The sequence below is a fragment of the Flavobacterium sp. XGLA_31 genome, from assembly GCF_051547105.1.
Classification (GTDB): domain Bacteria; phylum Bacteroidota; class Bacteroidia; order Flavobacteriales; family Flavobacteriaceae; genus Flavobacterium.
Window position 1 is genome coordinate 18,372 of the sequence record NZ_JBPTTM010000009.1, and the last position, 20,967, is coordinate 39,338.

At 39.3% G+C, this 20,967-nt stretch carries 16 protein-coding genes; 5 read left to right on the plus strand and 11 right to left on the minus strand.

Going from position 1 to position 20,967, the window contains the following annotated elements; all coding sequences use genetic code 11:
• Position 1: 1 nt before the first annotated feature.
• From rlmH to ACSVH6_RS12885, 8 genes are all read right to left on the minus strand, one after another.
• Positions 2-475 (minus strand): 23S rRNA (pseudouridine(1915)-N(3))-methyltransferase RlmH, encoded by a 474-nt coding sequence (gene rlmH, locus ACSVH6_RS12850; RefSeq protein ID WP_438079133.1) that lies wholly within the window; start codon positions 473-475, stop codon positions 2-4.
• A gap of 6 nt (positions 476-481) precedes the next feature.
• The gene (locus ACSVH6_RS12855; protein ID WP_438079135.1) at positions 482-1,222 is read right to left on the minus strand and encodes a shikimate dehydrogenase family protein; all 741 of its coding nucleotides are present in this window, start codon (positions 1,220-1,222) and stop codon (positions 482-484) included.
• A gap of 1 nt (position 1,223) precedes the next feature.
• Positions 1,224-2,624 carry a tetratricopeptide repeat protein gene (locus ACSVH6_RS12860; protein WP_438079137.1) on the minus strand — a complete coding sequence of 467 codons (1,401 nt, stop codon included), beginning with the start codon at positions 2,622-2,624 and terminating at the stop codon, positions 1,224-1,226.
• 165 nt (positions 2,625-2,789) lie between these two features.
• The gene (locus tag ACSVH6_RS12865) at positions 2,790-3,977 is read right to left on the minus strand and encodes an aspartate aminotransferase family protein (protein ID WP_438079302.1); all 1,188 of its coding nucleotides are present in this window, start codon (positions 3,975-3,977) and stop codon (positions 2,790-2,792) included.
• A gap of 9 nt (positions 3,978-3,986) precedes the next feature.
• Positions 3,987-5,633: an OstA-like protein gene (locus ACSVH6_RS12870; protein WP_438079139.1), complete on the minus strand. Its 1,647-nt coding sequence runs from the start codon at positions 5,631-5,633 to the stop codon at positions 3,987-3,989.
• Positions 5,634-5,759: 126 nt separating this feature from the next.
• Complete coding sequence (locus ACSVH6_RS12875; RefSeq protein ID WP_438079141.1) at positions 5,760-8,633, minus strand: DUF7619 domain-containing protein; 2,874 nt, start codon at positions 8,631-8,633, stop codon at positions 5,760-5,762.
• Positions 8,634-8,677: 44 nt separating this feature from the next.
• Positions 8,678-9,439, minus strand: a complete 762-nt coding sequence (locus ACSVH6_RS12880; RefSeq protein ID WP_438079143.1) for a LytR/AlgR family response regulator transcription factor — start codon at positions 9,437-9,439, stop codon at positions 8,678-8,680.
• 2 nt (positions 9,440-9,441) lie between these two features.
• The gene (locus ACSVH6_RS12885; protein WP_438079146.1) at positions 9,442-11,376 is read right to left on the minus strand and encodes a tetratricopeptide repeat-containing sensor histidine kinase; all 1,935 of its coding nucleotides are present in this window, start codon (positions 11,374-11,376) and stop codon (positions 9,442-9,444) included.
• Positions 11,377-11,598: 222 nt separating this feature from the next.
• Here ACSVH6_RS12885 and ACSVH6_RS12890 point away from each other — a divergent pair, with 222 nt between their 5' ends.
• The 4 genes from ACSVH6_RS12890 to mdh all read left to right on the plus strand — a co-directional run bounded on the left by ACSVH6_RS12890 (position 11,599) and on the right by mdh (position 18,087).
• The gene (locus ACSVH6_RS12890; protein ID WP_438079148.1) at positions 11,599-13,167 is read left to right on the plus strand and encodes a hypothetical protein; all 1,569 of its coding nucleotides are present in this window, start codon (positions 11,599-11,601) and stop codon (positions 13,165-13,167) included.
• Between the two features lie 202 nt (positions 13,168-13,369).
• The gene (gene asnB / locus ACSVH6_RS12895) at positions 13,370-14,986 is read left to right on the plus strand and encodes an asparagine synthase B (RefSeq protein ID WP_438079150.1); all 1,617 of its coding nucleotides are present in this window, start codon (positions 13,370-13,372) and stop codon (positions 14,984-14,986) included.
• Positions 14,987-15,173: 187 nt separating this feature from the next.
• A complete protein-coding gene (gyrB, locus tag ACSVH6_RS12900; RefSeq protein ID WP_438079152.1) occupies positions 15,174-17,114 on the plus strand; it encodes a DNA topoisomerase (ATP-hydrolyzing) subunit B in 1,941 nt (646 codons plus the stop codon).
• Positions 17,115-17,151: 37 nt separating this feature from the next.
• Positions 17,152-18,087, plus strand: coding sequence for a malate dehydrogenase (mdh, locus tag ACSVH6_RS12905; RefSeq protein WP_438079154.1), 936 nt, complete (start codon positions 17,152-17,154; stop codon positions 18,085-18,087).
• A 133-nt stretch (positions 18,088-18,220) separates the two neighbouring features.
• Here mdh and rplS read toward each other — a convergent pair whose 3' ends face one another.
• The 3 genes from rplS to ACSVH6_RS12920 all read right to left on the minus strand — a co-directional run bounded on the left by rplS (position 18,221) and on the right by ACSVH6_RS12920 (position 19,904).
• A complete protein-coding gene (gene rplS, locus ACSVH6_RS12910; protein ID WP_438079156.1) occupies positions 18,221-18,571 on the minus strand; it encodes a 50S ribosomal protein L19 in 351 nt (116 codons plus the stop codon).
• A 162-nt stretch (positions 18,572-18,733) separates the two neighbouring features.
• Positions 18,734-19,414: a tRNA (guanosine(37)-N1)-methyltransferase TrmD gene (gene trmD / locus ACSVH6_RS12915; protein ID WP_438079158.1), complete on the minus strand. Its 681-nt coding sequence runs from the start codon at positions 19,412-19,414 to the stop codon at positions 18,734-18,736.
• 40 nt (positions 19,415-19,454) lie between these two features.
• Positions 19,455-19,904 carry a DUF1569 domain-containing protein gene (locus tag ACSVH6_RS12920; protein ID WP_438079160.1) on the minus strand — a complete coding sequence of 150 codons (450 nt, stop codon included), beginning with the start codon at positions 19,902-19,904 and terminating at the stop codon, positions 19,455-19,457.
• A 76-nt stretch (positions 19,905-19,980) separates the two neighbouring features.
• Between ACSVH6_RS12920 and ACSVH6_RS12925 the strand changes: the two genes are divergently transcribed.
• Positions 19,981-20,913, plus strand: a complete 933-nt coding sequence (locus ACSVH6_RS12925) for a peptidylprolyl isomerase (protein WP_438079162.1) — start codon at positions 19,981-19,983, stop codon at positions 20,911-20,913.
• The last annotated feature ends 54 nt before the right edge of the window (positions 20,914-20,967 follow it).

Consider the following 20,967-nt stretch of genomic DNA (forward strand, 5'->3'; position numbering starts at 1 on the left):
TTTATTGGTGATGGTAGGGTTCGTTTCTCAGTATCGTGAAACCGCGATACAATTGTTCGATAAAAAACAAACGAACCATTTGGTGAGAGAAAGTCATCAAAGAAAGCGAAACTTTACCCTGTGCTTTTCGGTATACGTCTTCGCTAAAACCATAGGGTCCGCCAATAACGAATACGATGGTTTTAGCTCCGGAATTCATTTTTTTTTGCAAATAGTCGGAAAACCCCACGCTCGAAAACGAACTGCCGTTTTCATCCAGTAAGATAAGTTGATCGGTAGGGGCGAGTTTGGCAAGAATCAGTTCGCCTTCTCTTTCTTTTTGTTGTGCTTCTGAAAGATTTTTGACGTTTTTAATATCAGGGATAATCTCCAAATCAAATTTGATATAAAAGGACAACCGTTTAGTGTAGTCATCAATCAATGTTTGCAGTGCTTTGTTATCGGTTTTGCCAATAGCGATTAGTTTGATATTCATGAGTATCTATTTATTCCAAATTTTCCAGGCTTTTTCCGCTTGCAAAATTAACATTTCATAGCCGTTTTTAGTGATCGCTCCTTGCTTTTTGGCTTTTTTCAAAAATTGGGTTTCTTCCGGATTGTAAATCAGGTCAAATGCGATATGCTTATCAGTAAAAAAAGCATACGGAATAGGAGGGAACTCCTTGGTATTTGGACTGGTGCCCAAAGGCGTACAATTGATGATAATGTGGTAATTGTCAAAAGTGGTTGCATTGATTCGGTCATAATCAATCATGCCTCCCTTTTCTTCACGCGATACGAAGGTGTACAGGATTCCGAGTTGGTCTAACGCAAACGCTACTGCTTTGGCAGCTCCTCCGGTGCCTAAAATCAATGCTTTTTTATGATGGGGTTGTAACAGGGCTTCCAATGATTTCATAAAGCCGTAATAATCGGAATTATAGCCCTTTAGTTTTCCTTTTTTTGTAAAACGAATCACATTGACAGCGCCTATTTGGGCAGCGGTTTTGGATAACTTATCTAAGTAAGGGATAACCGCTTCTTTATAAGGAATGGTTACATTGAGTCCTTTCAAATCAGGGTTGTTGGCAATAATCGTTGGAAACTCTTGAATGGTTGGAATATCAAAATTCTCATAAGAACAATCTACAAAGTTGCCAAGAGCAAATTGTTCAGTGAAGTAATTCTTCGAAAAAGAATAGGCAATGTTTTTTCCGATTAGACCATAGCGTCTTCTCGACATCTTATTCCGGTTTTTGGTATTTTGTGATGTAATCCTGAACTGATTTTCTGTCCCAAACGGTGGGAAACAATTCTTGAAGGATAGTGTTGTTTTTTACGTTGAGTCGTAAACCGTTACTCAAGTGGAAGTTTCCTTTTTCTTCTTCATTTAAAAGCAAGTGGAAACCTGCCAATCGGTATTCTACTTCAAACTCTTCCGGAAAATATTCTGCAGCCTGCATCAAGGTGAGAATAGCATTGTTGTATTCTCCCATAACTTGCATAACATCTACCCAAAACAACCAGGTGTCCAACTGATAATCGCCAAATTCTACCGCTTTTCTGTAACCGAATTCAGCTTCTTCAAAATGATCCATAGCTTTGTTGATGGAGGCAAAACGTTTCCAATACAAACGATTTTGATCGTCTATGGCTAGTGCTTTGTTTACATAATACAAGGCTTTTTGATAATTTTTTTGACGGAAATAAAAATCGGTAATGGCAATCCATCCTTTGTCTAACAGCGGATCTTCATGTACCGTTTTGTTGAAATATTTTAAGGCTTCTACTTTGTTTCCCAGTTTTTCGTAACATTTCCCTATACGCAATAAGGCATACGAAGTGGGGTCGTCCAATTCAATTGTTCTGTTGTAGCATTCAATAGCCTCTTCATATCTTTTTAAACGTTCCAAAGCTTTACCGCGTTCCATGTAGGCGCCAATAAATTCTTCGTCGATATACGATGCCAATTCAAATGAAGTTGCTGCTAATTCGTATTCTTTGATACCATAATACAATCGTCCGGATTGGTGCCAGGCGATTTCGCTGTAAGGGTTTCGGTCGATGTAGGTTTTCAAGTAGTCAATGGCTTCCTGATTTTGGTCTAAAAACTCAAAGCAATACACTACGTTATAAAGTGCGGATTGGTCCTCGATGTCTTCCTCCAAACACTTGATAAAACTCTCTTTAGCCAATTCCAGATTGTCCATAAAAAGATATTCCATACCCATCAGGTTGTACACATCGGCATGATCTTCGGTATACAGTAATGCGGTTTGAAGAAATTCAACCGCTTTGTCGTGTTGATCTCTTTTAGAATAGATATTGGCTTTTTGAATAAAAATTTCTTCGTTGGTAGGTTCAATGGCATACAATTCGTTCAATAATTTTTCTGCCTGATCCAATTTATCATCATACACCAACATTTCTACCTGAACCAGTTTCAATCCGGTAGATTTCGGATGCTGCTCTAATCCTAACTTTAAGGCTTTTTTTGCCAAAGTAGCTTTTCCCATATCGAGGTAATGCAGAATGATTTCCTCGAACTCCTCTGAATCAAAAAAGAATACTTTGTTGGTTTTCAACATCGATTCAAATTTTGATAAAGATAAGTTGTAATCTTCTTCTTCGTGATCTAGGTGCATAATAGTAGGGGTTAAAATTATCCTTAATAAAATTAGGCAAACGCCGTGCTTTTTTGGGTTAATGTAATTATTGTTGTAAACAATTTAATTAACATTTTTTTACGCTGATGCTCAGGATGTTTACAGGTTTGGGGCTTATATAAAACAAGTGTCCGGTTGATTTCCCTATACTTCCGTCATAATTTCATTCATCGCTTCGATGATGATGGCGCAACCTTCTCTGATTTCATCTTCAGAGATGGTAAGGGGAGGAGTAATACGGATAGCGCACCCTTCAAAGAGTAACCAGAATAATATCAGTCCTTTGTCCTGACATTTGAAAATTACTTTGTTGGTAATCTCCGGATCTTTAGTCATCGCGGCCAACATTAATCCTCTTCCTCTAACTTCTTCTATCAAAGGGTGTACCAAAAGGCTGCGAAATAACTTTTCTTTTGCTAAAGATTGTTTCGCGTAGTCTTTTTCCAGGATTTCTTCCAAAGTAGCCAAACAGGCTGCCGCTATGACAGGATGTCCGCCAAAGGTGGTGATATGTCCTAATTTAGGGTCGTGACTCAGTAAATCCATGTGGTCGGCATTAGCAATAAAACCGCCTACAGGCATACCGCCGGCCATTCCTTTTCCAATGATAACTACGTCGGGAACCACGTTATAATTTTCGTAACCGAATAATTTTCCGGTGCGTCCGAAACCCGGTTGGATTTCGTCTATGATCATTAAGGCACCCACTTCTTCACAACGTTTTTTAACTTTAATCAAAAAATCGTTTTGGGGCTCAATAAAACCGGCTCCGCCTTGTATACTTTCCAGAATGATACCGGCTGTTTTGGTGGTAATTTTTTCTAAATCAGCTTCGTTATTGAAGGTGATGAAGTCTACATCGGGAATCAAAGGACGAAAAATTTGCTTGCGCTCTTCAAATCCCATGACGCTCATAGACCCCATAGTATTGCCATGATAGGCATTATGGCAGGAAATCAGCTGACTTCTTCCGGTAACCCGGCGAACTAATTTCAAAGCACCTTCCGTGGCTTCGGTTCCTGAGTTTACCAAGTAGACTTTGTTTAAGCTGGGATGCAAATGGGCTACTAATAATTTACAGTAAGCTACCGCCGGATGTTGGGCATATTCGCCATACACCATGACATGAGAGTACTTGTCTAATTGGTCTTTAATGGCTTGATTGACCCTAGGATGCTGGTGTCCCAAGCTGCAGGCGGAAACGCCGGCAACAAAATCTAAATATTTTTTATGATTGGTGTCGTAAATATAAGACCCTTTGGCGTGCGACACTTCCATACCCAGGGGATAAGGAGAGGTTTGCGCTTGGTATTTTAAAAAATCTTCTTTCATCATTAAATCTTACTTCACCATCGGTTTCGGATGGTTTTTGTCGTAATCTAACGTTTCTTTGCTCGGGGTTAAAGGTTTGTCCTCTTTGGCCATTTCCTTTTGCTTAGCGGCTTGAATTTTAGTGTCCATTTCATTTTCCTCGGGCGGAAAAATATCGTCTTTGGATTTTATCCGCTCGTCACCACGCCAAATAAAACCTCTTAGCTTCCTTGCATTTTCAGGCAAATCTTTTTCAGGATAAATATCGCCGTCTACCTGATTGAAAAACGTGATGGTATCTATGGTATTTTTGTCCAAAATCATATTGATTTTACTGCTCACATTTTTATTAATCCCAATCAATTCATGCTCGTCATTCCGCATGTAATAAATCACTTCGGTATTTTTAACTACATCCACTTCTTGCAGTTTGTTGTCGGCAAATTTGCCATACAGATTTAACCCCTTCACCTGATTGTAGCCGGTTCCCAAAGAATCTTTAGAGATAATAAAAGCATTGTTCAGGACCTTTAGCGAGTCCAGTTTTTCAGTCTTGTTATTCCCAATAAGGTGCATCACATCGCCTGTCATTTGATTTTCATAGTTCCAAAGAATAGGTCTTCCAATCATTTTGGTCAAGGCTATTTTTTGGTCTGAATGAATAGAATCACACTTACCGCTCATATCGGTTTTGTAGAATCGCACATTGTTAAAGGCTCTCACTATGCGTTCTCCGGTCTTTCCCGTAATCAGCATTTTTTTCCCGTGGACATACATAGAATCTTTTTCTACCAAAGTAATGGCTACCGCACGTTTGGTAATCATTATCGAATCAGTTTGCTTCTTGAGATTGCGGTAAATCTCAGCATAATGTCCTTTAATTAACCCTTTGTTTATGGAATCGGTGATTTTAACGTTGTTGGTCCCCGATGCATATTCTCGGTTTCTGTCGTAATACAGACTGTCTGCCTCAATCCTGCGGTCTTTGTACTTGATGTACGATTTTCGAAGGAAATGGGCCAAGTTCTTTTTGGTATCGTAAAACCCTTTTTCAGTATAAATAAAATTTTCTTTACTGGTAATAGTCGATGGTCCGAATAAATAGGAGTGCCCCGAATTGGTATAATAATCCAAATGATTCGACTTGATAGTGTATTTCGGATTGGTAATCGTAACGGCGGTCAAAAAACGGAACTTCTTTTCTTTGGCATAATAGCGCCCCGATTTGCTTTTGAGCGTATTCTCCTTGCTGGTGATGGTACCATAGGTGTTGTAAAAAGCCTCCTGTACATTTCGGTCAAAATTAATGGTGTCAGTGACCAAAGTGGATTCCGGGGATCTCATGATGACATTTCCCGTCGCATAGGCTTGTTTGACTTCACCGTTGTACTCGGCGTATTTGCTGTTGAGAAATAGGGTGTCACCCTGCACCATCTGTACTTCCCCAAAAGCCTTGATATAATTTTCTTTTTGAAAATAATAAGCTTTGTTACAGGTAAATACCACCCCTTCATGACTTACACGAACGTTACCGCGAAGCAAAAGCGCATCGGGAATTTCAATTTGATTGATATCAGCAAAATCAGAATGTTCTACGATAATTTTTGATTTTTTTTGCGCCTGCAACTGTACAGCGGCACAAAGAACAAAACCGATAGCTAAGAGTAACTTTTTCAAGTGGTATAATTTTGGGCAAATTTATGAAATTAGGGACAATACCATTCGGAATTAAGAATTATTTAGAATAAAAAAAGCGCAAACCGAATGCCGGATTTGCGCTTTTTTATCAAATAAACAGAAACGTTATTCTTTCACCACTTTTTGCACGGCACTGCCTTGGGCTGTATTCACTTTAATAAAATAAACTCCCTTAGCATGGTTGGAAATATCAAAAGTTGTGGCATTCCCGTCAGCAAAATCAGTTTCCAAAATCCTTCCCTGAACATCAAACAACGAAACCGATTGGAGGGTAGAGGCACAACGGATGTTGATGACAGAATGAGCCGGATTAGGATAAACTTTTACACTGTTATCAAATTCATGGATAGGGTTACTCAAGTTTTGGAACGTTGTCTGAGCGTCATTGGTTGTAATAGGAACGTTGTAGTCAAAATAAATTTTGGCCGACTTACTCACATAATCCCCCGCTACTAACGTGTTTTTCGATTTGATTTTGAACAACACATCGCCATGACCGCCTACAGGAGGATTACCGCCTGCCGCAGCCAAGTTGATTCCTTGAAAAATAAACTCAACGGTATTACCTGTAATCTTGGTATAGGCCGGATTGGAAGTTCCTAAAATTTGCAACGAGTTGATGTCGTATTGATTGGTATTAATCACATCTTTGACCACTACATTTTCGGCCAAATAATTTCCGGTGTTTTCAAAGGTAATGCTATAGTGCAGGTATTTGCCAATTTCAGATACAGATACCGAATCGCCCTCCAGACAAGTGATTTCATTCGGATCATAAGAACCCACCACCATTTGATGTAAGGTGAAGGCGTTATCTTCCCAGTTTTCATCTGTAGTCACATCAATAAAAGAAGTAAAAGTCAAGACATCGCCAATGTTTACCGCCGGAGTATCGGTTGGGGAATTGACATGAAATGTTACCAGTACACTGCCACTTTGAAAAGGCTGTAAACCCATTACCGTCCAGGAAAGATGTCCGCTCGTAGCCAACGATGGCGCATCTGAAGCCCCAACAAAATCGAGTACCACATCATCGTAACTGAAGTTCAGAAACACAGTTGATGTTTGGTTTCCCTTGTTTTTGTAAACCAGTTTATACACCGCATCAAAGCCCGGGCGGGCGGGAGTGATTGGCATAATCACCATTTCTACATCGCGGTGAATCCCATTGGGAGCCAAACAGAAGCTTTGTGTGACGCTGTTATTGTTATTGTCTGCAAAAGGAATTACCGCATTGGTGGGTGAAAAAGTAAACCAGGTTGGGTTTTCAATTTCGGGCGTTAGGGTAAAACTTCCGGCTTGGGTAAAGAACGAATAGTTGCCGGTTCCGTTGGTAAAAGTTGCACCGATTGTAGTACCATCATTAATGTTTATTCGAATGTTAGGCTGGATATCATCGCTGGCATCACAACCGTTATTATTCGCGTCAAGAGTGATATTCCCGGTAATGGTGTTGTAATTGCCTCCCGGTACAAAGCTGCAATACGAGTTAAACACCACATTCCCGTTATTCACATTGATGCTTTGATTCAAAATTTGTTGCACAAAGGTCAACTCACCATCATCAGCACAGACAAAAGCCAAGTTTGGGTTTTCATGCCAAAAGTTGTTCGTGTTGATGTATGGTAATCCATTTTTGATATTAATGTTGGTCAAACTATTATACGTGCAACTCAGATTTACTAAATGCGGATTATTAGAGAAATCGAGCGAAAACAATTGATTATGGTCACACAGCACTGTTTCTAAAGCTGTTGCTCCTGTTGAATCTATTAGAGATAATCCGTTTTCGTGGCAATCCAACCATTGTAACATCACATCACCATTAACACTTAACAGGTTAGTTAATAAATTGTTGTTGCAATACAAGTAAATAAGATGGGTCATTCCTGCTACATCCAGAGATGCAAGTTGGTTGTAATCAACGTAAAGTACATTCAGGTTGGTTCCTGAAAGGTCAATTGTGGTCAATGTATTGTTGGACGCATATAAATAATTAAGATTTGTTAAACCCGACACACTAAGTGTTGAGAGTTGGTTTGACGATACATTTAAATTCTGAAGAGCGGTCAAGCTCCCTACATTAATACTGGTAAGTTGATTAACCGGAAGCAGCAAGGTTTGTAGATTTACCAATCCGTTAACATTAATAGTAGTCAAATGATTGCCACTACAATTTAAATCCTGAAGATTCAATAAAGTGGTTACATCCAAACTAGTGAGTGTATTTCCTTGACAATTCAAATGTTTCAAGTTAGGGACATTGGCAAAAATGAAGGAATTATTTTGGTTGTTGCTCCAGTCTAAAGACTCTAAATTGGTGAGGTTACTCACATCCAAAGTAGTTAAATTCATATTGTTGCACACTAGTTTTTTAAGGTTGCTCAAAGGAATTACATTTAGTGATGAAATTTGATTGCTGCCACATTCCAACACTTCCAGATTGGTTAGTGTATCCACCGCCAGTGCCGTTAACCAGTTCGAGGTGCAATTCAGCGATTTAAGATTGCTCATGCCACTTAAATCCAATCCGGTAAGATGATTATAGGAACAGTCCAGATACTTTAACGAACTTAAGGACGAAAGATTTAAATTGGACATGTTGTTATTGTACACTTTAAGAGTATCCAAGCTGACGTTTGTTACGTTTAAGGTATTCAGGTTTGTATTAAAACCGGCATCTATCGATTTCAAATTAGGTAAATTAGTTAAGGTTATAGAGGTTAATTGGTTATTAGGACATTTCAGTATGCTAACATTAGTAAACGCTTCAAAACCGGTCAAATCAGCAATCGAAGATCCGCTGATGTTGAGCGTCGAATTGACCGCCTGAGCCTCCGAAACCTGAATTTGACCATCGGCATTGGTGTCAATACCAAGCCAGATCAATCGGTTCTTAAAATTCGCATCAGGTATGTTGACAATCTGGGCGTTGGCCATGCCGGCACAAAACAACAATAGAAAAAATAAGTTTTTCATAGTCAGTATAGTTAGGTGTTTGTTTTTCATAATCTTTGTTTTTTTTAAAGTGCTTTAATCAGTTCCTGCAGCCGCTCTTTTTTGCTTTGTGCAATCGGAATATGGGTGTTGTCGGCCATAATCACATAACCCCCGTCCGATTTGATATACGATTTCAGATAGGAAAGATTTATCAAATGCGATTGATGAATGCGTTCAAATCCGTGTTCCGTCAATAGCTCTTCATATTCCTTGAGCGTTTTCGATATCAGCACCGGTTTGTGGTTTTTGATAAAAAACTCGGTGTAATTGGCCTTGGCTTCGCAACGAATGATATCACTGACTTCAAACAAATGGATTCCATCACTCGTAGAAAGGGCTATCCGCTTAAAATTATCCACCTTTTTGCGAATGTTTTCCAAAAGCAAATCAATATGTTCAAACGAATTGCCTTTGCCCACCGCTTCTTTGATTTTGGCAATCGTATGTTGCAATTCCTCCGGATCTACCGGCTTTAACAAAAAGTCCAGTGCACTGAATTTAAAGGCCTTTACGGCATATTGCTCATGGGCGGTAATAAATACAATGTGTGCCGTGGTTTTGCCTTTGGTTTTAGCCAATTGTTCCAATATGTCAAAGCCGGTTCCGTCCGATAAATGGATGTCCAAAAAAATAACCTGTGGCTGCGTTTTTTCCAGCAATGCCACTCCGGTTTTGACACTCTCGGCCTCACTGATAATGTGAATGTCTCCGGCATACCGCTCTAAAAGGGCTTTCAGTCCCGTGCGTAAATGTTGGTCGTCGTCTATAAGTACTGCTGTAATCATCGTTATTGAATGTATTGTATGGGCAGGCGCAAGGTCACCTTGGTGCCGGCAATTTCGTGGTCAATTTCTATTTCCTGTATGTCAATTTGAGCCGATTTGGAAATGGTGGCTTCCATAATCTCCAACCTCTTTTTGGTGATTTCCAACGCCATCGATTGATGGGCCTGTACCGAGTGCGCTTTCATTTGTTTGGATTTGGAAATCCCAATACCGTCATCAGTTATGGTACAAATCAGTTGCCCGTTTTCCACATCAAAAGCCACGTCAATTTTGCCTTTGCTCTCCTTGGGAACCAATCCGTGCAAGATAGCATTTTCTACAAAGGGCTGAATCAACAACGGAGGCAATCCCATGTTAAATTCTACTTTGTCACTCGACTGTATGGAAAAATCAAATTTGTTGTGAAAACGCAGTTGCTCCAACTCAAGGTAATTCTGCAAACTCTCTATTTCCTTGTCAATAGGGATAATAGCACCTTTGGAGTATTCCAAAGTCAAACGCATCAATTTGGAGAATTTGGATAAATATTTCAAAGCAGAATCGGTACCGTTTTGCACAATGAAACTCGATATAGACCCCAAACAGTTGAAGACAAAATGAGGATTCATCTGCAAATGCAAAGCTTTCTGCTCGTATTCGGCCACTTCTTTTTGGAGCGTCAGACGGCGTTTCACCTGCTGGCGATTGTAAAACAACAGAATCAAACCAATCAACAACAGCGCACCAAGGATGGAAAACACGGTAAATTGCGTTTGCCTTTTGTTTTGTTCGGTCAATAGCGCCTCTCTTTTTTGATACTCAAAATTCATTTCGGCCTGCACAAACTTTTTGTTGTTTTCCTGATTGGTAATGCTGTCCCGCGCTGCAATATAATTTTTATAATGGATTAAAGATTGCGCCGGATTGTTGAGGGAACCATAGAGTTCACTGACCAGTTTTTCTGAATGAAAGGTTTGGTCCAACACCCCAATGGCTTTGGCATAATCCAATGATTTTTGCGCATATACCATTGCTTCGGGATATTTTTGCTGGTCACTATACAATTGCCCCAAATTATACAAAGCCAACGAAGCCCCAAATTTATTCTGTATCGATTCGTATTGCGCAAGAGCCAGGTTATAATAGGTTTTTGCCTTTTCGCTATCATGTTGCTGTTGGTAATAATCCCCCATATAATTGTTTAGCAACGCATGCCCACGGACGTTATTGATTTTGGCAAATGCGCGTTCCGCCTTTTGATAGTAAGTCAATGCGGTTGCGGGCTGATGCTGCTCTGCATAGATCACACCAATATTCGTGAGCGTTACCGGCACGGTTTGCTCTCCGGTTTCCTCTTGGAGTTGCAGCGCTTTTTTAAAGTATTCCAAGGCCTTGGGGTTATTACCCTGCGACTTATACACAACACCTATATTATTATAGGCTTTTGAAATGTTGCTTTTCTGCCCGGTTTCCTGATAGAGCTTCAGCGCCTTTTGGTAATTTTCGAGTGCGACATAATAATTGCTTTCCTGTGAAAAAATAACGCCTAAACTGGCGTAACTCCGCGCCAATCCGGTTTTGAATATTTTGTTATCCGTTTCGCTGTCCGCCAACTTTTGAAAAATAGATTGCGCGCTGAGAAAACACTTTTTGGCACGACCATAATCACCGGTAATGATATATGTGTTTCCTTGGTTCACTTCTCCGTTGGCTTCCCCGAAGGTGTAATGAATTTTACGGGCCAAACTAATCGCTTTGACAGCATAATAAAAAGAGGAATCAATATGACTCTCTTTCATTTCAAAAGCCAAATGATTGTAAATGTTCACTTTTGCCGTGTCAATTTTAGTAATGCGGATGACTCTCCGTAAGCTGTCTAGGGTGCTGTTTTGCGACAAAACAAGCGGACTGTACGCAAGACAAAACAACAGCAGGAAGGTTTTTATCAGGGTCTTCAAAATGCAATGGATTTAATTTCTCAAACAAAGATAACGTAAGTTTTCACGGTAAAGTGCCCAATTTTTTATTCCTGGGTTTTCGGTTATTATTTGGAGTATTTGGCTTATTATCACAAAAAGGTTCATGAAATTTAAATTCTGCAATTCCAAAATAAAGGATTTTTAGCACAATAATTTTTGTGTTTTACAGTTATATATAGTATAACTCTAAAACTGATTATTATGAAAACCAACCTGATTATCGTTTTATGTTTTGTCACCTTATTAGCCAAGGGACAAAGTGGGGAATTTAAAGTTCATGACAATGGATTGATCTATTCAGAAAGTGCTGTAGCGAAACTAAAGCACATTGTTGATTCTTTGAATTTGAAATTTAAAGTTTGTAATGTAAATAAGCAATATTACGCCAACAAGCAAACGTTAGGACATTATGTAAGCTTAGAAAAAAGTAAAGTGAAGGAAGCATTGAAAGATATTAAGGAAAATATTTCTTATGATGCCTTCATAGCTAAATATCCAAAGGCAGCAAAAGAGGAGAAGTTGGTTGTAATTCAATCGGAATATACCGATTATGACAAGAAAAAACGAATAGCCTTTCACAATCTTAGATTGGGTGAAAATTATAACCATGAAATTGAATTTCCGGAAAATGATGCGAAAGCTTTAAAAGGCAGTTGGATTTTTAGTTACAGTGAAAAAACGAGTTATTCTGATGAGGAAGTGGAAGCTTTTTATTTGTTGGAACCTTTTAAAAGCAATCCTATACCGTCCCAATATGCAAAATTGATTCAGTACTCAGAGTGTCTGGTGGATACCACTGCTCAGGTTTTTTATGATAAAGCTAAAGAGTCAGGCGTACGGTATTATGATACCACTCCAAACAAAGCTACTGCATTTATTGATTATGTGGAAAGAATATTGAAACGGCCTTCATTTGAAATGGATAAGTTTGATGTCTTGGTGGGTATGGACACTGTTGATTTCGAAAAACCGAATAAAAAATTAAGCAAGAAAAAAAGAGAAGAGCATGAAAAACTTAGAAATGTTGTGGAAGCCGAGTATAATGTTTTCAGAGAAAAAATGGAAGCTTGGCAGGCAAGTCGATGGTCGCGTGTTGATTCATTAAAAGTAAATGATACCCGTTTTATGTCAATGTTAAATGAGGCCTACTTGGAAGCGAAAGAGAAACAAACCGGAGATGATGAATTTGAAGACTACATCGGACGTTATGTTTCTAAAGAAGCCGAGCTGGAGATGAAAAGGAATAGAAGGGTGATAGGAGGATGTAGTATGGATTTGAGTCCCAGAATACATGCTTTTAATATAGCCTTGCTGTCTGCAGAAACAACTAAATGGGAAATCTTTTTAAGATCACATTTAGATATAATGAATGACCGGTTTGACAGAGTAAGTGACGGTAGTTGGGCACAAGCGGAAAGGAGTACCTATATTAAAGAATTAGAAGTTTTAAATATTGATGTTTTGGATTTAATTATTGGCATTTCATTAAGAGTTTCAAATCCCGCCGAAAATCATTATTTCGGCAGTATCAATCGTATAGGAAGAGCATTGGCGGAAAGCAAGGATAAACCGGCAATTGAAGCTAAGTTGACTGCCATGATAGGGGATAAAGAATTGGATGACTATAACCGAATACTGCTATACTTTTTATATGACAATTATGTTTATAATCTTAAAGAGGAAAATCTAAAAACGCAAAATCAAGAAAAATTAAAGGGAGCTATAGCACAATTGCCCGATTATATAGCTTCCAGAATAGTTAAAGAATAAAATATAAAAGCTGTCAGTCGACAGCTTTTTTTATGATTTTTAAGTATCACTAGTCGTTTTAATGATTTATGGTTTCATATTCACTGCTATTTTTTTATTTATGTTTTAAATTGTAATAAATAATGATTTTTTAGTTTATATATTAAAACTAATAACTCATTTTTGCTTCATTAAATAAAACAAGAATAAACAGTAAGCGATTATGTGCGGAATATTAGCCATTATAGGAAAAGGAAAAGACGAGCAACTGGTAAAGCAACTTTCCAAAAGAATGTCACACCGTGGCCCGGATGAAAGTGATAGGCACATTACCGAAAACGGACACATATTGAGTCACGAGCGTTTGTCGATTATTGATTTGCATTCGGGCAGACAACCTATTCAGGGTTGTGCAACAGCTTGGATGGTACATAATGGCGAGATTTACAATCATCAGGAATTAAGGGATACGATTCTGAAAGACCATACCTTCCGTTCTAAATCTGATTCGGAAGTGATTGTGCATCTGTATGAAAAATTCGGTTATGATTTTGTCCACATGTTAGACGGCGACTTCGCTTTTGTTGTGGTCGATGGCGATGACTACATCGCAGGTCGCGACCCTATGGGAGTAAAACCCTTATATTATGGTATGGATGATCGGGGACGCATGTATTTTGCCTCTGAAATGAAGCCGATAGCAGACCAATGCAAAACATTTTCCACGTTTCCGCCGGGACATTATTATACCGCACAAACCGGTTTTGTAAAGTACTATCAGCCGGAATACGAAGACTATAAAAAATGTGAAAAAGAGGTTGATTATGCCTTACTGAGAGAAACCTTAACCGAAGCCACCCGTAAAAGATTAATGAGTGATGTGCCCATTGGAGTATTGCTTTCCGGTGGATTGGATTCTTCCTTAACATCTTCCATCGCAGCGCGCTTATTAAAAGAAAAAGGCAAAGAACTGCATTCGTTTTCCATCGGATTGGATCAGCAAGCACCCGATGCAATTGCCGCCCGTAAAGTAGCTGATTTTTTGGGAACAAAACACCACGAAATTCATTTTACAATCGAACAGGGTATTGCCATTTTAGACAAGTTGATATGGCATTTGGAGACCTATGATGTGACCTCGGTACGAGCCAGTACCCCCATGTACTTCCTGTCAAAAGCCATAACTGATTTAGGGATTAAGGTGGTGCTTTCCGGTGAAGGAGCCGATGAGGTTTTTGGTGGGTATCTGTACTTCAGAAATGCACCAACTACGGAGGATTTCACCAAAGAAACCATTGAAAGAGTGCAAAAGTTATTTACGGCCGATTTACTTCGTGCGGATAAATCAACTATGGCGCACGGACTGGAAGCTAGGGTGCCCTTTTTGGATAAGTCTTTTTTAGAGGTGGCCATGCTGATTAAAGGAGAAGAGAAGCAGCCTAAGACTTACGATGGTAAAGAAAAGTATATTTTAAGAAAAGCCTTTGATACACCGGATAATCCCTATCTGCCTGATGAAGTACTATGGCGTCAGAAAGAACAATTCTCTGACGGGGTAGGGTATAACTGGATTGATACCTTGATTGAGTATTGTGCCTCTCAGGTAACCGATGAACAAATGGCTGCCGCAGCTGTATCGTTTCCATACAATACCCCGGTGACCAAAGAAGCGTATTATTACAGAACTATTTTCCATAAATACTATCCACAGCTCAGCGCGGCGCAAACCGTGCGCAAATGGATACCGAAATGGCAAGAGAATCAAGATCCGAGCGGTAGAGCGAATGCAGCTCATGTGCAGGCGGATGTTGAAATAGCAAAGTCAGGTGTGACCACTTGAACTTAGATTGAAGTTTAGTTTGTTTGTTAAAGAACGTCTGTCATTTATGGCAGGCGTTTTTTTTGTTGAAATCATGCCTAAAATGTTAATAACTTAAGCCTTTTAACTCCGTTTTAAGATAGGAAATGAGAGGTGTTTTCATATATTTGCGTGTTAGACAAAAAATACATTTTTACGATAAATTTATATGAGCGACGAAATTAAAAAGAACAGTTATTCAGCCGATAGTATTCAGGCATTAGAAGGAATGGAGCACGTAAGAATGCGTCCTTCCATGTATATTGGAGATACTGGAGTCAGAGGGTTGCATCACTTGGTGTATGAGGTAGTGGACAACTCTATAGACGAGGCTTTAGCGGGTCACTGTGATACCATAAGTGTATATATAAATGAGGATAATTCCATCTCAGTTGAAGATAATGGTCGTGGAATTCCGGTAGACATCCATAAAAAAGAAGGCGTATCAGCTTTAGAGGTGGTAATGACCAAGATTGGTGCCGGAGGTAAATTTGATAAAGACTCATATAAAGTTTCAGGAGGACTTCACGGAGTAGGGGTTTCTTGTGTGAATGCCTTGTCGGATCATTTAAGAGCTACGGTTCACAGAGATGGTAAGATTTACGAACAGGAATATGAAAGAGGGAAGGCATTATATCCGGTAAAACAAATTGGTGAAACAAGCAAAAGAGGAACCATTGTTACTTTCAAACCTGATGCAACTATCTTTACCCAAACCTTAGAATACTCTTATGATACCTTAGCGGCTCGTATGCGCGAGTTATCGTTCCTGAATAAAGGAATTACCATCACCATGACAGATAAGCGTCATAAGAAAGATAATGGCGAATTTGAAGGGGAAGTTTTTCATTCCAAAGAAGGATTGAAAGAATTTGTCAAATTCTTGGATGGTAACCGTATTCCAATCATCAGCCATGTCATCAGCATGGAGAATGATAAAGGTGAAATCCCGGTTGAGGTGGCGTTGATTTACAATGAAAGTTATGCAGAGAATATTTTCTCTTACGTAAACAATATCAATACCCACGAAGGAGGGACGCATTTACAAGGATTCCGTATGGGATTAACCCGTACGCTTAAAAAGTACGCTGATGCTTCCGGGTTATTGGAAAAGTTAAAATTTGAAATATCAGGGGATGATTTCCGTGAAGGATTGACGGCTATTATTTCAGTAAAAGTAGCTGAACCACAATTCGAAGGACAGACCAAAACCAAGTTAGGAAACAGAGAAGTAGTTTCACCGGTGTCACAGGCAGTAGCCGAGATGTTGGAAAATTACTTGGAGGAAAATCCCAATGATGCCAAAATCATTGTTCAAAAAGTTATCCTTGCGGCACAAGCACGTCACGCAGCTAAGAAAGCCCGTGAAATGGTACAACGCAAAACCGTCTTAGGCGGCGGAGGTTTACCGGGTAAATTATCTGATTGTTCTGAGCAGGATCCGGCAAAATGTGAAGTGTATCTTGTCGAGGGAGACTCGGCGGGAGGAACAGCCAAGCAAGGTCGTGACCGTAATTTCCAAGCGATTTTACCATTGCGTGGTAAGATTTTGAATGTGGAAAAAGCAATGCACCACAAAGTATTTGAAAACGAAGAGATTCGAAATATATTTACCGCTCTTGGGGTTACCATTGGTACCGAGGAGGATAGTAAAGCCCTGAACTTGGAAAAACTGCGTTACCACAAAGTGATCATCATGTGTGATGCCGACGTGGATGGTAGTCACATTTCAACATTAATCCTTACGTTCTTCTTCCGATTCATGAAAGAGTTGATTGAGAATGGTCACGTATACATTGCGGCACCGCCTTTATATTTAGTTAAAAAAGGAAACAAAAAAGAATATGCCTGGAATGATGACCAACGCGATGCGGCCAATGAGAGAATGGGAGGAAGTGCTGCGATACAACGTTATAAAGGTTTGGGAGAGATGAATGCGGAACAGTTGTGGGAAACAACTATGGATCCTAACTACAGAACCTTGCGTCAGGTAACTATCGACAGTTTGACGGAGGCCGATAGAATTTTCTCGATGTTGATGGGTGATGAAGTACCGCCGCGTAGAGAATTTATCGAGAAAAATGCGGTATACGCTAATATTGATGCATAAAAATTAAATAACATAACAAACAATAAAATTTACAAAAATGAAAGTTACGATTGTAGGAGCTGGAAATGTTGGAGCAACATGCGCTGATGTGATGGCTTACAGAGGAATTGCAAGTGAAATAGTTCTTTTGGACATCCGGGAAGGTTTTGCCGAAGGAAAAGCATTGGACATTATGCAATGTGCAACCAATACAGGATTTAATACTAAACTAACTGGTGTTACTAATGATTACTCCAAAACAGCAGGAAGTAATGTAGTGGTAATTACTTCGGGAATTCCAAGAAAGCCGGGAATGACTCGCGAAGAGTTGATTGGTATCAATGCCGGTATTGTAAAATCGGTTGCAGAAAACCTGTTGCAACATTCTCCTGATGCTATCTTCGTAATTGTTTCTAATCCGATGGATACGATGACGTATTTGGCATTCAAATCGTTAGGATTACCTAAAAACAGAATTATCGGTATGGGTGGAGCGTTAGACAGTTCTCGTTTCAGAACCTATTTGTCTTTGGCCTTGAATAAACCGGCTAATGATATTTCGGCTATGGTTATTGGTGGTCATGGTGATACAACTATGATTCCGTTGACTCGTTTGGCTTCTTATAACGGAATTCCGGTTTCTCAGTTTTTATCAGAGGAGCAATTGGCTAAAGTAGCAGCTGATACCATGGTAGGAGGTGCTACGCTTACTGCTTTACTAGGGACTTCAGCGTGGTATGCTCCGGGAGCTTCGGTAGCCTATTTAGTAGACAGTATTTTAAACGACCAAAGAAAGATGATTGCTTGTTCTGTTTTCGTGGAAGGCGAGTACGGTCAAAACGATATTTGCATCGGAGTGCCTTGTATCATCGGTAAAAACGGTGTAGAGGAAATCGTGGATGTGAAATTGAACGAGACTGAAAAAGCATTATTTGCTAAAAGTGCAGATGCTGTAAGAAGCATGAACGATGCTTTAAGTACTGTTTTAGGATAATTATTTATCACAAATTATAATAGTAAAACCCGAATTGGAAACAATTCGGGTTTTTTTATTGTGAAAAAATAAGAGGAGGGAATAAAAAAGCCCCGAAATATCGAGGCTTGTTTTATAATCAGAAAGAGTGGGATTATCTTCTTCTTTCTTTGATTTTTGCTTTTTTACCGGTAAGTTCTCTGAAGTAGAAAATACGAGCTCTTCTAACTTTACCTCTTTGGTTTACTTCGATTTTTTGTAATGCAGGCATGTTAACAGGGAAGATACGCTCTACACCTACAGCTCCTGACATTTTGCGGATTGTGAATGTTTCAGTCAATCCTGCACCTTTTCTTTGAATAACAACTCCTTTGAAAAACTGAGTTCTTGTTTTTTCACCCTCTTTAATTTCGTAGTACACGGTGATAGTATCTCCGGCTCCGAATGCAGGGAAATCTTTTTTTGTCGATAATTCGTTATTAACGAAATCTACTAAATTTGCCATTTTTATTAAATATTATGGTTTAAAATCAGAGCAACATTCACGGTTCTCGCCAGAGGTTGGTCTAATGTGGGGGCAAAGATAAAAAAGAATTGACAATTAACAATTATAAATTGATAAATTTTTAATAACGTAACTGATTCATTATCAGTCGTCAGCTATTTTTTATTCATTATCCAGTAAGTCTGGGCGTCTGTTTTTGGTGTGTTCATATGCCATGTCTTCGCGCCATTTTTCAATTTTGGCAAAATGACCACTGGTCAATACTTCAGGTACTTTCCAGCCTTTGTAATCGGCTGGTCGGGTATAAATGGGACCCGATAATAAATTATCCTGAAAGCTATCAGTTAAAGCAGAAGTTTCATCACTCAAAACCCCGGGAATCAGTCTAATAAGGGCATCGCATAATACAATAGCGCCAATTTCACCACCGGACAACACATAATCACCTATCGAAATTTCTTTAGTGATAAAATGATCGCGAACCCGTTGGTCAACCCCTTTATAATGACCGCAGAGTATGATGATATTCTCATACATCGACATGGTATTGGCCATCTTTTGATTTAGTGTTTCCCCATCGGGAGTCATATAAATCACTTCGTCATAGTGTCGTTGGCTTTTTAAATGGGTAATACAGTCGTCAATAGGTTGTACCATCATGACCATGCCGGCCCCTCCGCCAAATTGATAATCGTCGACGCTTTTTTGTTTGTTCTTGGTATAATCCCGAAGATTGTGAAAGTGTACTTCCACCAATCCTTTTTCAATAGCGCGTTTCATGATGGAACCTTCAAACGGGCTTCGCAATAAATCGGGTAATATGGTGATGATGTCTATTCGCATGGTTTCAATTCTGTCGAAAAAAGATGAGTTACTTGGGTAATTATACCCCAAACTGACGCAAATGATGGTCTAGGTGCATGGTATGCATTTGACTCCATTCGTCATAGGTCAATTCTCCAAAAAACGGATGATTTGTGGTTTTAATGGCATCTTTTCCCAAACTGGAAAAAATCTCAATTTTTTGAATAAGCTCGTTTTTGGCTTGGTCAAAATCATAATGTTTTGTTCGGATAAAGTCAGGTGCTGTGGGGCTGTTCTTTTTGAATTCGGTGCTTGCGAAAACTTTCTTTTTAAGCATTTTTCCAAATAGCCGCATCACAAAATTGGCTCTCATAGGCATATGGCCAAAAGTGAAATCCAGTGGAGCCTGACAGTGCGACAGCATTTGGTCTACGGTCATTTTCCCCCATTGGGCTTTGCTTTCGGGCGAAAGACTGTTGATTCTCGAAATGAATATGTCGTTATCGGCTTTACTGTATATGGAACTCATGTTTTCGTTTTTTTATCGTAGCCAAAATTACAATTTTATATACTACCTTTGCATTGCATTTTAAAAAATATACACAATGGAAAACGGAATATATGCTAAGTTCAATACCACTAAAGGTTCGATTTTAGTAAAATTGACACACGATTTAACTCCCGGTACAGTAGGGAATTTTGTTGGATTGGCAGAAGGACAATTGGAAAACTCAGCCAGACCAATGGGGAAACCTTATTATGACGGATTGAAGTTTCATCGTGTTATTCCTGATTTTATGATACAAGGCGGATGTCCGCAAGGTATTGGGTCAGGGGGACCGGGTTATAATTTTGATGATGAATTTCATGTTGATTTGCGTCATGACAGACCGGGTGTTTTGTCTATGGCCAATGCGGGTCCCGGGACTAACGGATCTCAATTCTTCATTACGCATGTTCCAACCACTTGGTTGGATGATAAGCATACCGTTTTTGGTCATGTGGTAGAAGGACAGGATATTGTCAATCAAATTGTACAGGGTGATATCATTGAAGGTATTGAAATCATCAGAGTGGGAGAGGAAGCACAGAAATGGAATGCTATTGAGTCATTCAGAACTTTTGAAGGTTCTCGTGCCAAAAGAATAGAGGAAGCAAAGAAACAAGCGGAAGCAGCTATGGAAAAATTGGCTGCCGGTTTCGAAAAAACGGAAAGCGGATTGCGATACAAATTCATCCAGAAAGGAAACGGTAAAAAAGCGGAAGCAGGAAAAACGGTTTCAGTACATTATACCGGACAATTGGAAAACGGAAAAACGTTCGACTCTTCTTATCCAAGAAAAAAACCAATCGAGTTTCCTCTTGGCAAAGGACATGTGATTGAAGGTTGGGATGAAGGTATTGCTTTGTTGCAAGTGGGAGATAAAGCCCGTTTTGTCATTCCTTCATATTTAGGATATGGTTCAAGTGGTGCCGGTGGTGTGATTCCGCCCGATGCAACTTTGATTTTTGACGTTGAGTTGATGGACGTAAAATAATTTAAGATTTAGTTAAATATTTAAATCCCGACAATTTTTTGTTGGGATTTTTTA

Coding starts and splice junctions, on each gene's coding strand:
- rlmH (WP_438079133.1), bottom strand. CDS start 475: ATGAATATCAAACTAATCGCTATTGGCAAAACCGATAACAAAGCACTG.
- ACSVH6_RS12855 (WP_438079135.1), bottom strand. CDS start 1,222: ATGTCGAGAAGACGCTATGGTCTAATCGGAAAAAACATTGCCTATTCT.
- ACSVH6_RS12860 (WP_438079137.1), bottom strand. CDS start 2,624: ATGCACCTAGATCACGAAGAAGAAGATTACAACTTATCTTTATCAAAA.
- ACSVH6_RS12865 (WP_438079302.1), bottom strand. CDS start 3,977: ATGAAAGAAGATTTTTTAAAATACCAAGCGCAAACCTCTCCTTATCCC.
- ACSVH6_RS12875 (WP_438079141.1), bottom strand. CDS start 8,633: ATGAAAAACTTATTTTTTCTATTGTTGTTTTGTGCCGGCATGGCCAAC.
- ACSVH6_RS12880 (WP_438079143.1), bottom strand. CDS start 9,439: ATGATTACAGCAGTACTTATAGACGACGACCAACATTTACGCACGGGA.
- ACSVH6_RS12890 (WP_438079148.1), top strand. CDS start 11,599: ATGAAAACCAACCTGATTATCGTTTTATGTTTTGTCACCTTATTAGCC.
- asnB (WP_438079150.1), top strand. CDS start 13,370: ATGTGCGGAATATTAGCCATTATAGGAAAAGGAAAAGACGAGCAACTG.
- gyrB (WP_438079152.1), top strand. CDS start 15,174: ATGAGCGACGAAATTAAAAAGAACAGTTATTCAGCCGATAGTATTCAG.
- mdh (WP_438079154.1), top strand. CDS start 17,152: ATGAAAGTTACGATTGTAGGAGCTGGAAATGTTGGAGCAACATGCGCT.
- rplS (WP_438079156.1), bottom strand. CDS start 18,571: ATGGCAAATTTAGTAGATTTCGTTAATAACGAATTATCGACAAAAAAA.
- trmD (WP_438079158.1), bottom strand. CDS start 19,414: ATGCGAATAGACATCATCACCATATTACCCGATTTATTGCGAAGCCCG.
- ACSVH6_RS12920 (WP_438079160.1), bottom strand. CDS start 19,904: ATGAGTTCCATATACAGTAAAGCCGATAACGACATATTCATTTCGAGA.
- ACSVH6_RS12925 (WP_438079162.1), top strand. CDS start 19,981: ATGGAAAACGGAATATATGCTAAGTTCAATACCACTAAAGGTTCGATT.